At 72.4% G+C, this 11,888-nt stretch carries 9 protein-coding genes and 2 pseudogenes; 9 read left to right on the top strand and 2 right to left on the bottom strand.

Features of this window, described 5'->3' with window-relative positions; translation table 11 throughout:
- Window positions 1–300 precede the first annotated feature (300 nt).
- From ACIBTS_RS00735 to ACIBTS_RS00715, 5 genes and pseudogenes are all read left to right on the top strand, one after another.
- Window positions 301–1,322: pseudogene (locus ACIBTS_RS00735) on the top strand (AMP-binding protein); the annotation flags it as partial.
- 12 nt (window positions 1,323–1,334) lie between these two features.
- The gene (locus tag ACIBTS_RS00730) at window positions 1,335–4,154 is read left to right on the top strand and encodes a Pls/PosA family non-ribosomal peptide synthetase (protein ID WP_399315935.1); all 2,820 of its coding nucleotides are present in this window, start codon (window positions 1,335–1,337) and stop codon (window positions 4,152–4,154) included.
- 77 nt (window positions 4,155–4,231) lie between these two features.
- The gene (locus ACIBTS_RS00725) at window positions 4,232–5,584 is read left to right on the top strand and encodes a M1 family metallopeptidase (protein ID WP_399315703.1); all 1,353 of its coding nucleotides are present in this window, start codon (window positions 4,232–4,234) and stop codon (window positions 5,582–5,584) included.
- Between the two features lie 261 nt (window positions 5,585–5,845).
- Window positions 5,846–6,274, top strand: coding sequence for a VOC family protein (locus ACIBTS_RS00720; protein ID WP_399315702.1), 429 nt, complete (start codon window positions 5,846–5,848; stop codon window positions 6,272–6,274).
- Between the two features lie 61 nt (window positions 6,275–6,335).
- Window positions 6,336–6,758, top strand: coding sequence for a YchJ family protein (locus tag ACIBTS_RS00715; RefSeq protein WP_399315701.1), 423 nt, complete (start codon window positions 6,336–6,338; stop codon window positions 6,756–6,758).
- A 78-nt stretch (window positions 6,759–6,836) separates the two neighbouring features.
- Here ACIBTS_RS00715 and ACIBTS_RS00710 read toward each other — a convergent pair whose 3' ends face one another.
- Window positions 6,837–7,538: a FadR/GntR family transcriptional regulator gene (locus ACIBTS_RS00710; protein WP_319335293.1), complete on the bottom strand. Its 702-nt coding sequence runs from the start codon at window positions 7,536–7,538 to the stop codon at window positions 6,837–6,839.
- 141 nt (window positions 7,539–7,679) lie between these two features.
- Here ACIBTS_RS00710 and ACIBTS_RS00705 point away from each other — a divergent pair, with 141 nt between their 5' ends.
- The 4 genes from ACIBTS_RS00705 (at window position 7,680) to ACIBTS_RS00690 (ending at window position 11,491) form a co-directional block, all read left to right on the top strand.
- The gene (locus ACIBTS_RS00705) at window positions 7,680–8,201 is read left to right on the top strand and encodes a gluconokinase (RefSeq protein ID WP_399315700.1); all 522 of its coding nucleotides are present in this window, start codon (window positions 7,680–7,682) and stop codon (window positions 8,199–8,201) included.
- An 82-nt stretch (window positions 8,202–8,283) separates the two neighbouring features.
- Window positions 8,284–9,681, top strand: a complete 1,398-nt coding sequence (locus tag ACIBTS_RS00700) for a GntP family permease (protein WP_399315699.1) — start codon at window positions 8,284–8,286, stop codon at window positions 9,679–9,681.
- A 7-nt stretch (window positions 9,682–9,688) separates the two neighbouring features.
- The gene (locus ACIBTS_RS00695; RefSeq protein ID WP_399315698.1) at window positions 9,689–10,453 is read left to right on the top strand and encodes a glucose 1-dehydrogenase; all 765 of its coding nucleotides are present in this window, start codon (window positions 9,689–9,691) and stop codon (window positions 10,451–10,453) included.
- Between the two features lie 15 nt (window positions 10,454–10,468).
- The gene (locus ACIBTS_RS00690; protein ID WP_399315934.1) at window positions 10,469–11,491 is read left to right on the top strand and encodes an L-idonate 5-dehydrogenase; all 1,023 of its coding nucleotides are present in this window, start codon (window positions 10,469–10,471) and stop codon (window positions 11,489–11,491) included.
- A gap of 3 nt (window positions 11,492–11,494) precedes the next feature.
- Here the strand turns inward: ACIBTS_RS00690 and ACIBTS_RS00685 are convergent.
- A pseudogene (locus tag ACIBTS_RS00685) lies at window positions 11,495–11,843 on the bottom strand (MerR family transcriptional regulator).
- Between the last annotated feature and the right edge of the window lie 45 nt (window positions 11,844–11,888).

Raw genomic sequence — 11,888 nt, 5'->3', positions numbered from 1 at the left:
AAACTGTGCGTCGCACCCTGCGTCCGACCGTCGGACGAAACGGTGATCCACGGCCGAAACGGGCACCCTCCCGCCCATGTGGGGCAAGTCTCGCCGTCGCGTGGATCGCGCAGGTCAGAGCGTTGCGGCCGACCTTTCCTTGATCCCCGAACGGGCTCCTCGAGTGGCCGGAGCAAACCGGTGACACTAGCGTCGTACTAAAATTTCCGGCTTGTTACGGAGCTGGACCGGACAACCCCAGGCAGACCTGCGGGCCCGCCGGCGCCCCGGAGGCTTCCGGGAACGAGACGCGAGGACCCGATGGCAGCGATTCACGAGGGCAGTGCTCTCGGCCTGCTCGACGACGAAATCCGCGCACAACTCGGTGACAGGGCACGTTTCTCGGGCGGCCCCGCCGCCTCTCCGCGCACGCTTGTCGACATCTTCGACGCGTCCGTGCGCTCGTACCCGGACGAGCTCGCCCTGGACGACGGCACCACGCCCCTCACCTACCGCGCCCTCGCCGTCGAGGTGGAGAACCTCCGGCGCCGGCTCGCCGCCGCCGGGGTCGGCCTCGGCGACCGGGTGGGCGTCCGTGTCCCCTCGGGCACCAACGACCTCTATGTGGCCATCCTGGCCGTCCTCGCCGTCGGCGCGGCCTACGTCCCGGTGGACGCCGAGGACCCCGACGAGCGGGCCGAGCTGGTGTTCGGCGAGGCGGACGTGCGGGCAGTCATCGGGGCACAGCACGCGATCGCCGTCCACAGCGCGCCGGCCGGCCGGGCACCGAGCACGACGCGTGGATCATCTTCACCTCGGGCTCCACGGGGAAGCCGAAGGGCGTCGCGGTCAGTCACCGCAGCGCCGCCGCCTTCGTGGACGCCGAGGCCGCGCTGTTCCTCACCGAGGAGCCGATCGGCCCCGGCGACCGGGTCATGGCCGGGCTGTCGGTGGCCTTCGACGCCTCCTGCGAGGAGATGTGGCTGGCCTGGCGGTACGGGGCCTGTCTGGTGCCCGTGCCCCGCTCGCAGGTCCGCAGCGGCGCCGACCTGGGGCCCTGGCTGGTCGAGCAGGAGATCACCGTCGTCTCCACCGTGCCGACGCTGGCCGCGCTCTGGGAGCCGGAGACGCTCAACGACGTACGGCTGCTGATCTTCGGCGGCGAGGCCTGCCCGCCCGAGCTGGTGCAGCGGCTGGTGACGGAGGGGCGGGAGGTCTGGAACACGTACGGGCCGACCGAGGCGACCGTCGTCGCCTGCGCCTCCCTGATGTCCGGCGAGGAGCCGATCCGGATCGGGCTGCCGCTGAAGGGCTGGGAACTGGCCGTCGTGGACGAGGCCGGGGAGCCCGTGCCGATGGGCGGCAGCGGTCAGCTGGTGATCGGCGGGGTCGGGCTGGCCCGGTATCTCGACGCCGAGAAGGACGCGGAGAAGTACGCCCCGCTGCGGTCGCTGGGCTGGGAGCGGGCGTACCGCAGCGGTGACCTGGTGCGCGCCGACGCCGAGGGGCTCGTCTTCCTCGGGCGGGCCGACGAGCAGATCAAGCTCGGCGGGCGACGCATCGAGCTGGGCGAGGTCGACGCGGCGCTGCAGGCGCTGCCGGGCGTCGCGGGCGCCGCTGCCGCCGTGCGGACCGCGCGCAGCGGCAACCAGCTCCTCGTCGGCTATGTCGTCACGCAGGGCGGCTGGGACCAGGCGGCGGCCGTGGAGCGGCTGCGGGCCGAGCTGCCGGCGGCCCTGGTGCCGCTCCTCGCGCCCGTGCAGGACCTGCCGACCCGCACCTCGGGCAAGGTCGACCGCAACGCCCTGCCCTGGCCCCTGGAGGGCCTGGAGACGGGCGGTCCGGCCGAGCAGCTCTACGGCACCGAGGCGTGGCTGGCGGAGCAGTGGACGGAAGTCCTCGGCATCCCCGTCTCCAGCGCCCGGGACGACTTCTTCGCGGTCGGCGGCAGCAGCCTGGCCGCCGCCCAGCTGACGACGCGGCTGCGCACCCGCTACCCGAGCGCGGCCGTCCTCGACATCTACCAGCAGCCCACGCTGCGCAAGCTGGCCCGGCATCTGGAGGAGTCCGCGCAGGAGGACGGGGCGGCCCGGGTCATCGCCCCGGTGCCGCTGCGCGCCAAGGTCGTGCAGCTCCTGCTGCTCGTTCCGCTGTTCACGCTGCTGGGGCTGCGCTGGACGGTGCCGCTGACGATCGTCGGGAATCTGCTGCCCGCGTACGGCTGGCTGCCGACCGCCCCCTGGTGGCTGGTCCTGTCGGGGGCCCTGCTGCTGTTCAGCCCGCCCGGACGGCTCGCGATCGCCGCGGGCGGTGCGCGGCTGCTGCTGCGCGGTGTGCAGCCGGGCCGCTACCCGCGCGGCGGCAGTGTCCATCTGCGGCTGTGGACGGCGGAGCGGCTGGCCGAGTTCAGCGGGGCGACCTCGCTGACCGGCTCCTGGCTGGAGCGCTACGCGCGGGCGCTGGGCGCCAAGGTCGGTCCGGACGTGGACCTGCACTCGCTGCCGCCGGTCACCGGCCTGCTGAAGCTGGGCCGGGGCGCGGCCGTGGAGTCCGAGGTGGACCTGTCCGGCCACTGGCTGGACGGTGACCGGCTGGAGATCGGCCAGGTCAAGGTGGGTGCACACGCCGTGGTCGGCACGCGCAGCATGCTGTTCCCGGGCGCCCGCGTCGGCAAGCGCGCGGAGGTGGCCCCCGGATCGGCGGTGACCGGCCAGATCCCGACCGGCCAGCGCTGGGCGGGCGCCCCGGCCGTGAAGCTCGGCAAGGCCAAGCGCAACTGGCCCAAGGAGTGGCCCGCGCGGGGCACGTACTGGCGGGTGATGTACGGCCTGACGGGTTTCGCGCTGACCTCGCTGCCGGTGCTGGCGGCGGGTGCGGCCCTGCTGGTGACGGGCGTGTTCGTGGCGCCGGGCGATGGGCTGGGCGAGGCGCTGCGGGGCGCCGCTCTCGCCCTGGTGCCGGCCACGCTCGTCTTCGGGCTGGCGTACTCGGTGATGCTGCTGATCGCCGTACGGCTGCTGAGCCTCGGTCTGCGCGAGGGCACGCATCCCACGCACAGCAGGGTCGGCTGGCAGGCCTGGACGGTCACGCAGCTCATGGACCGCTCGCGGGAGACCCTCTTCCCGCTGTACGCCGGGCTGGTCACGCCGGTGTGGCTGCGGCTGCTCGGGATGCGGATCGGCAAGGGCGCCGAGGTGTCGACCGTGCTGGCGTTGCCCAGCCTGACCACGGTCGGTGAGGGCGCGTTCCTGGCCGACGACACGCTGACCGCCCCGTACGAGCTCGGCGGCGGCTGGTTGCGGATCGGGCGCGCGGAGATCGGGCGGCGGGCGTTCCTCGGCAACTCGGGGATGACCGCGCCGGGGCGCAGCGTGCCCGACGGCGGTCTGGTGGGGGTGCTGTCGGCGACGCCGAAGAAGGCGAAGAAGGGCAGCTCCTACCTGGGGCTGCCGCCGGTGAAGCTGCCGCGGAACACGACCGACGGCGACCAGAGCCGTACCTACGAGCCGCCCGCGCGACTGCTGTGGGCGCGCGCGCTGGTGGAGCTGTGCCGGATCGTGCCGGTGTTCTGCTCGGCGGGGCTGACCGTGCTGACGGTGGCGGCGCTGTGCGCGCTGGGCGTCCGGGCACCGCTGCTGGCCGGGTTCGTGCTGCTCGGGGCGGGGGCGGCGGGCGCGCTGCTCTCGGTCGTCGCGAAGTGGCTGCTCGTCGGGCGGCACCGCAGCGGGGAGCATCCGCTGTGGAGCTCCTTCGTGTGGCGCAACGAGCTGGCGGACACGTTCGTCGAGGTGGTGGCCGTGCCGTGGCTGGCGGGCGCCGTGCCGGGCACGCCGGTGCTGACGGCGTGGCTGCGCGGGCTCGGGGCGCGGATCGGCCGGGGCGCGTGGGTGGAGAGCTACTGGCTGCCCGAGTCGGATCTGGTGACCCTGGAGGACGGGGCGACGGTCAACCGGGGGTGCGTCCTGCAGACTCACCTCTTCCACGACCGGATCTTGCGGACGGATACTGTTGTTCTCCGTCAGGGCGCCACGCTGGGCCCGGGCGGGATCGTGCTGCCCGGCAGCACGATCGGGGCCCGTACGACCCTGGGTCCCGCGTCGCTCGTCATGGCCGCGGAGTCCGTCCCGGACGACACCCGCTGGCTCGGCAATCCGATCGAGGCATGGCGTCCCTGAGGACGGGACACCCGGAGTCGGCGGGCGGTGCGCCGGCACGGGGTGGTTCGAGCACAGGTCAGGGAGCGGACGGGGAAGTGGCAGTGCAGCAGGCGGTAGGTCCGGACCCGTACTTTCCGGGCAACGGTGACTCCCGGTATCGGGTGCACCGCTACGAGCTCGCGCTGGACTACCGGCCCGGGCCGAACCGGCTGTCCGGCACGGCGCGGATCAACGCGATAGCCGGGCGGTCGCCGCTCGCCGAATTCCAGCTGAATCTGGCCGACTTCAAGATCGGCCGGGTCCGGGTGGACGGGCGGCAGCCGCACTACACGCATCGCGGCGGCAGACTGCGCGTGCGTCCCGCCAAGCCGATCCGCGCCGGGGCCGCCTTCACGGTGGAGGTGCACTGGTCGGGCAACCCGAAGCCGGTGAGCAGCCCCTGGGGCGGGATCGGCTGGGAGGAGCTGGGCGACGGGGCGCTGGTGGCGAGCCAGCCCGTCGGGGCACCGTCCTGGTACCCGTGCAACGACCGGCCGGCGGACAAGGCGTCGTACCTGATCTCGATCACGACCCCGTCGTCGTACTCGGTGGTGGCGGGCGGCCGGCTGCTGACGCGGACCACGAAGGCCTCGACGACCACGTGGGTGTACGAGCAGGCGGCGCCGACGTCGAGCTATCTGGTCGGGCTGTCGATCGGCAAGTACCAGACGGTCCTGCTGGGCGATCCGGGTCTCGGCGGAGTCCCGCAGCACGGCCATATTCCGGCGCACCTGCTGGCGGAGTTCTCGCGGGACTTCGCGCGCCAGCCCGGGATGATGCACCTCTTCCAACAGCTCTTCGGGCCCTACCCGTTCGACGAGTACACGGTGGTGGTGACGGAGGAGGAGCTCGATGTCCCCGTCGAGGCACAGGGGTTGTCGCTGTTCGGTGCCAACCATGTGGACGGGGCTCGGGGTTCGGAGCGGCTCGTGGCGCACGAGCTGGCGCACCAGTGGTTCGGCAACAGCGTGTCCATCGCCGACTGGCGGCACATCTGGCTGAACGAGGGGTTCGCGAAATACGCGGAGTGGCTGTGGTCGGAGCGGTCGGGTGGCCGCAGTGCGCAGCAACTCGCCGCCGTCGCCCACCGGTTGCTGTCCGGGCAGCCGCAGGACCTGCGCCTGGCCGACCCCGGCCGCAAGTCGATGTTCGACGACCGGCTCTACGAGCGCGGCGGCCTCACCGTGCACGCGCTGCGCTGCGCGATGGGCGACGACGCGTTCTTCCGGATGCTGCGCGCCTGGCTCGGCCTGCACCGCGGCGGGTCGGTGACGACCTCGACGTTCACCGCCCATGCGGCACGCTTCGCACCGGAGCCGCTGGACGACCTGTTCGACGCGTGGGTGTACGGGGCACCGCTGCCGCCGCTGCCGGTCCCGTCGTCGCCGCGGAGCGCGGAGTCGGCCTAGAACAGCCGCGAACAGGCCTGGAACAGCCGCGAACAGGCCGGGAACAGGCCTGGAACAGCATTGCCACGGGCCCGTGGTGATCACTAGAGTCGGCCGGGTGACTGCCGGGTCGGCCATGGGCCATGCACGAGTTGGGTTCCCGGCCTCGGCGTGAGCGCGAGGCGGGCAAGAGCCCCGCCCCCGTTTTCCGAGTCTTTCTGCCTGGCGCCCGTCGCGGCGCCCGTCCCAGCGGATCACCGGACCCGGAGACACCCACCCCATATGCCGAACGAACAGCAGCACCCGTACGCATCCGAACGACCGGCGCCTGCCGTCCAGTTGAACCACACCGCCGTCTACGCCAGAAACCGGCAGCTGTCCGCCGAGTTCCTGGCCGTGATCCTGGGGCTGGAGCTCGGCGCCCCCTTCGGGCCGTTCCTCCCCGTCGACCTCGGCAACGGCGTGACGCTCGACTACTACGAGAAGCGTGACGAGCCGATCCAGTCGCAGCACTACGCGTTCCTCGTGCCCGACGAGCGGTTCGACACCATGATCGCCCGGCTGGAAGCGGTCGGCGTCATCTACTACGCCGACCCCGGCCACACCGAGCCCGGACAGATCAACCGCCTGTTCGGCGGTCGCGGCGCGTACTTCGACGACCCGGACGGCCACAACATGGAGATCATGACCCGGCCCTACGCCCGCCCCTAGCCGAGGTCCAGCAGGCCCCGGCCGTCCCCCGCCCGGTGCGGGGTGTGCCTCGACCGGCACAATGGCGACCATGTCCCGACGCACCGCCCGGCCGCGACAGCGGGCCTTTGCCGCACCCACCGCCTGCCCCTGTGGCCTGGGCGAGCCGTACGAGGCCTGCTGCCGCCGCTACCACTCGGGCGCCGAAGCCGCGCCGACCGCCGAGGCGCTCATGCGGTCGCGGTACAGCGCGTTCGTGAAGGGGGACGCGGGGTATCTGCTGCGGACCTGGCATCCCCGGACGCGGCCGGAGCGGCTCGAGCTCGATCCGGGGATGCGGTGGACGGGGCTGGAGATCCTCGCCACGGCCGACGGGAGCGCGTTCCACACCACCGGGGCGGTGGAGTTCCGGGCGTCCTACCGGGGCGGTGCGCTGCACGAGCGCAGCCGGTTCGAGCGGGTGGCCGGGGCGTGGGTGTACGTGGACGGGGAGTTCCCCGAATAGCTCGAAGAGCCCGAATAGCTCGAACAGGTCGAACAGGTCGAACAGGTCGATTGGCCCGGACAGCGCCTCACGGCGGTGTCACGGTGCCAGGATGTCCAGTTCCTGGAGGGCGCCGACCGTGATCTCGCGGGTGAGGTGCTCCGCGCGGGCCGCGTCGCCCTCGCGGACCGCCTCCGCGACCTGGACGTGAAGGGTGACGGCGGCCGGGTCGGGGTCCTCGAACATGACCTCGTGGTGGGTGCGGCCGGCCAGGACCTCCGCGACGACGTCACCCAGGCGGGCGAACATCTCGTTGCCGGAGGCGGCCAGGATCACCCGGTGGAAGGCCATGTCGTGGACCAGGTAGCCCTCCAGCTTGTGGCCGCGTGAGTTCGCCACCATGCCGAGCGCGCACTCCGTCAGCTCGGCGCACTGCTCCGCCGTGGCGTGCTTCGCCGCCAGCCCCGCCGCGACCGGCTCGATCGCCGAGCGCAGGACTGTGAGCGAGCGCAGTTGGTGCGGGCGGTCGGCGCCGGCCAGGCGCCAGCGGATGACCTGCGGGTCGTAGACGTTCCACTCGGCCTTCGGCCGCACCGTCACGCCCACCCGGCGGCGGGACTCGACCAGATGCATGGACTCCAGGACGCGGACCGCCTCGCGCATCACCGAGCGGGAGACGTCGAAGCGCTGGGCCAGCTCGTCGGTGCGCAGGACGCTGCCCGGCGGGTATTCGCCCGCGGTGATCGCGGGACCCAGGGCGTCGAGTACTTGGCCGTGCAGACCCCGGCCCGGAGTGGTCATGCACTCAGAGTACGGGGTAGATCACGGAGCCAAAAAGTCAGACTTATTTGTCACAGACTCTTGAATTCGTCGTACCTAATCGGTTTCAGTGTCGTCGGCGTCCAACGACGTCAGGTGTCGAGGAAGACAGCGAGGCAACAGATGCGTACCCCCCACGTCGTCGTGGTGATGGGCGTCGCCGGCACGGGCAAGACCACCATCGGTCCCCTGCTCGCCGCCCGGCTCGGCGTTCCGTATGCCGAGGGCGACGACTTCCACCCGCCGGCCAACATCGCCAAGATGTCGGCCGGCACCCCGCTCGACGACGACGACCGGTGGCCGTGGCTCGACGCCATCGGCGCCTGGGCGGACGGGCGGGCCGGGCTCGGTGGGGTGGTCAGCTGTTCGGCGCTGAAGCGGTCGTACCGCGACCGGCTGAGGGCCGCCGCCCCCGGGGTCGTCTTCGTGCACCTGGGGGGCGACCGCGCGCTGATCGAGGACCGCATGGCGCACCGGCAGGGTCACTTCATGCCGACCGCGCTGCTGGATTCGCAGTTCGCCACGCTCCAGCCCCTCCAGGCGGACGAGGCCGGCGTCGCGGTCGACGTCCGCGGCACGCCCGAGGAGATCACCGACCGGGCCGCGAGGGCGCTCGACGAGCTGCCCGACGCCCGGCCCCGATAACCACCCCCAGCACCACCCCGCACCACCCCGCACCACCCAGGCAACACCCCTCCCCCATCCCCGTACCTGCAAGGGAACCCCCGTGACCAGACTCAGCGTCGAGATGCTGGCAGCGGACACCGCCGAGCCCATCACCTCGGCCGGCCACGCGCAGCTGGGCATCGCCGTCCTGGCGGGCATAGCCGTGATCGTCCTGCTCATCACCAAGTTCAAGCTTCACGCCTTCCTGTCGCTGACCATCGGCTCGCTCGCGCTGGGCGCGTTCGCCGGGGCGCCGCTCGACAAGGCCATCGCCTCCTTCACCACCGGGCTCGGCTCCACGGTCGCCGGCGTGGGCGTGCTGATCGCGCTGGGCGCGATCCTCGGCAAGCTGCTCGCGGACTCCGGCGGCGCCGACCAGATCGTCGACACCATCCTCGCCAAGGCCGGCGGGCGCTCGATGCCGTGGGCGATGGTGCTGATCGCCTCGGTGATCGGTCTGCCGCTGTTCTTCGAGGTCGGCGTGGTCCTGCTGATCCCGGTCGTGCTGATGGTCGCCAAGCGCGGCAACTACTCGCTGATGCGGATCGGCATCCCGGCGCTGGCCGGTCTGTCGGTGATGCACGGTCTCGTGCCGCCGCACCCCGGCCCGCTGGTCGCGATCGACGCGGTCGGCGCCAACCTGGGCGTCACCCTGGCGCTCGGCGTGCTCGTCGCCATCCCGACGGTCGTCATCGCCGGTCCGCTGTTCTCCCGGGTCGCCGCCCGCTGGGTGGACGTCCCCGCCCCCGAGCGCATGCTCCCGCAGCGCCCGTCGGAGGACCTTCACAAGCGGCCCGGTTTCGGCGCGACGCTCGCCACGATCCTCCTGCCGGTCGTGCTGATGCTGTCCAAGGCGCTGGTCGACATCGTCGTGGACGACAAAGAGGACACCGTGCAGCGCGTCTTCGACGTCGTCGGCTCGCCGCTGATCGCGCTGCTGGCCGCCGTCCTGGTCGGCATCTTCACGCTGGGCCGGCCCGCGGGCTTCAGCAAGGAGCGGATCTCGCAGCTCGTCGAGAAAGGCCTCGCGCCGATAGCGGGCATTCTGCTGATCGTCGGCGCGGGCGGCGGCTTCAAGCAGACGCTGATCGACTCCGGTGTGGGCCAGATGGTCCTGGACATCTCCAAGGACTGGTCGATCCCGGCCCTGCTGCTGGCCTGGCTGATCGCGGTGGCGATCCGGCTGGCGACCGGCTCGGCGACGGTGGCGACGATCTCCGCGGCCGGCCTGGTCGCGCCGCTCGCCGCCGACATGTCGACGACGCACGCGGCCCTGCTCGTCCTGGCCATCGGCGCCGGCTCGCTGTTCTTCAGCCATGTCAACGACGCCGGGTTCTGGCTGGTGAAGGAGTACTTCGGGCTCAGCGTCGGCCAGAACATCAAGACCTGGTCGGTCATGGAGACCATCATCTCCGTGGTCGCGGGCGGCCTGGTCCTGCTCCTCTCCCTCGTCGTCTAGGGGGACGGTGATGAGTCACCCGCTGTTCGACATCAGCGGCCGGACCGCCCTGGTCACCGGGTCCAGCCGGGGCATCGGCCTCGCGCTGGCCCGGGGCCTGGCGGAGGCCGGCTGCACGGTGGTCCTCAACGGACGCGACGCCGGACGCCTGGAGCGGGCCGCCGCCGAGCTGCCCGGCGACCGGGTCCACGTGGCCGCCTTCGACGTCACCGACGGCCCGTCGGTGGCCGCCGGGGTGGCGGACGTCGAGGACCGGGTCGGCCCGCTCGACATCCTGGTCAACAACGCGGGCATGCAACTGCGCGCCCCGCTCCTGGAGTTCACCGACTCCGACTGGCACCGGATCCTGAACACCAACCTCACCAGCGCGTTCCTGGTCGGCCGGGAAGCGGCCCGCCGGATGACGGAACGCGGCCACGGCAAGATCGTCAACATCTGCTCGCTGCAGAGCGAGGTGGCCCGCCCCGGCATCGCGCCCTACGCGGCCACCAAGGGCGCGCTGAAGATGCTCACCAAGGGCATGTGCGCCGACTGGGGGCCGCACGGCGTCCAGGTCAACGGTCTCGGCCCCGGCTACATCGAGACGGAGCTGACCCAACCTCTCGTCCAGGACGAGGAGTTCAGCGCCTGGGTGCGGCGTCGCACCCCGGCCGGACGGTGGGGCCGCACCGAGGACCTGGTGGGCGGGGTGCTGTTCCTCGTCTCCCCCGCGGCGGACTTCGTCAGCGGGCAGGTGCTGTACGTGGACGGCGGTATGACGAGTGTGCTCTGAAGGGGCGTGAGACAGATGCTGGGTTGTGTGATCCACGGTCAGGGCGACCTGCGCGTCGAGGAGTTGGCGTCACCGGTGCCCGGCCCGGGCGAGGTGCTCGTCGCCGTCCGCTACGGCGGGGTCTGCGGCTCCGACCTCCACTACTGGCGGCACGGCGGGGTCGGCGACTTCCGGCTGAAGGAGCCGATGGTGCTCGGGCACGAGGTGGTGGGCACGGTCCTCACCTCTGATGGTCCGTCAGGCCGTCTTCCCGGTACGGCCGTCGCCGTGCACCCCGGCACTCCGTGCGGGGTGTGCCCGGAGTGTGCGGACGGGCGGCGCAACGTCTGCCGCGACACCCGCTACCTCGGCAGTGCGGCCCGGACGCCGCACGTCCAGGGCGGGTTCGCGGCGGAGATCGTCGTCCCCGCCGAACAGGTGCGGGCCCTGCCGCCGGGGCTGGATCCGCGGCGGGCCGCGCTCGCCGAGCCCCTGTCGGTGGCGCTGCACGCGGTGCGGCGGGCCGGGCCGGTGGCCGGCCGACACGTCCTGGTCACCGGCGCCGGCCCCATCGGCTGTCTGGTGGTCGCGGCGGCGAAGGCGGCCGGCGCGGCCCGGGTGACCGTGACCGACCTGCTGCCCGCCGCCCTCGGGTACGCGCGGACCGCCGGCGCCGACACCGTCGTACGGGCCGACGATCCGGGGGATCCCGGGTGGCCGTCGGAGGCTGATGTGGCCGTCGAGGCGTCCGGGGTGGCCGCCGGGCTCGACACCTGCCTGCGGCTGGTGCGGCGCGGCGGGGTGGTGGTGCAGCTGGGCATGCTGCCGCCGGGCCAGAGCCCGTTCGCGGGGAACCTGGTGGTCAGCCGGGAGATCGAGCTGCGCGGGGCGTTCCGCTTCGACACCGAGTTCGACGACGCCCTGGCCCTGCTGGCGGCGGAGCCCGCCTTCGACGGGCTGGTCAGCGCGGTCGTACCGGTACGGCAGGCGGAGTCGGCGTTCGCGCTGGCCGCCGACCGGGGCCGCTCCTGCAAGGTGCTGCTGGACTTCGGCGGCTGAAGGTCACCTCGCGTGCAGGGGTCGGCCCACGAGGGAGTCGAGGATGTCACGGGCGGCGGTCAGGTCGTCGATCGTCGCCGTGATCCGCTCCCGTTCCCGCGCGATCCCGTCGAGGAGCTCCGGACACCGGCCGACCAGGACGACGTCCGGGTCGTCGGCGCAGGGGACGATCTCCGCGATGACAAAGGTGCCCAGGCCCGCGGAGAGCAGGATCCGGATCCGCCGGACGGTCGTGACGTCCCGTTCCTCGTACTCGCGGTACCCGCTGAGGGGCCAGGAGCCCCTGCTCCTCGTAGTAGCGCAGGGCGCGGGGGCTCGCGCCGGTCCGGCGGGAGAGTTCACCGATCCTCATGGGCCCGAGTCCAACAGGGACTTGACTCTCACGTCAATGTGAGGG

Source organism: Streptomyces sp. NPDC050121, assembly GCF_044460385.1.
Taxonomy (GTDB): domain Bacteria; phylum Actinomycetota; class Actinomycetes; order Streptomycetales; family Streptomycetaceae; genus Streptomyces; species Streptomyces soliscabiei.
The sequence above is the reverse complement of the archived record's forward strand: the minus strand, read 5'-3'. Positions and strand labels throughout refer to the sequence as shown.

What these genes read in the sequence shown, in the direction of transcription:
- ACIBTS_RS00730 (WP_399315935.1), top strand. Translation starts at nt 1,335, where the DNA reads ATGGGCGGCAGCGGTCAGCTGGTGATCGGCGGGGTCGGGCTGGCCCGG.
- ACIBTS_RS00715 (WP_399315701.1), top strand. Translation starts at nt 6,336, where the DNA reads ATGGCGACCATGTCCCGACGCACCGCCCGGCCGCGACAGCGGGCCTTT.
- ACIBTS_RS00690 (WP_399315934.1), top strand. Translation starts at nt 10,469, where the DNA reads ATGCTGGGTTGTGTGATCCACGGTCAGGGCGACCTGCGCGTCGAGGAG.
- ACIBTS_RS00710 (WP_319335293.1), bottom strand. Translation starts at nt 7,538, where the DNA reads ATGACCACTCCGGGCCGGGGTCTGCACGGCCAAGTACTCGACGCCCTG.
- ACIBTS_RS00720 (WP_399315702.1), top strand. Translation starts at nt 5,846, where the DNA reads ATGCCGAACGAACAGCAGCACCCGTACGCATCCGAACGACCGGCGCCT.
- ACIBTS_RS00705 (WP_399315700.1), top strand. Translation starts at nt 7,680, where the DNA reads ATGCGTACCCCCCACGTCGTCGTGGTGATGGGCGTCGCCGGCACGGGC.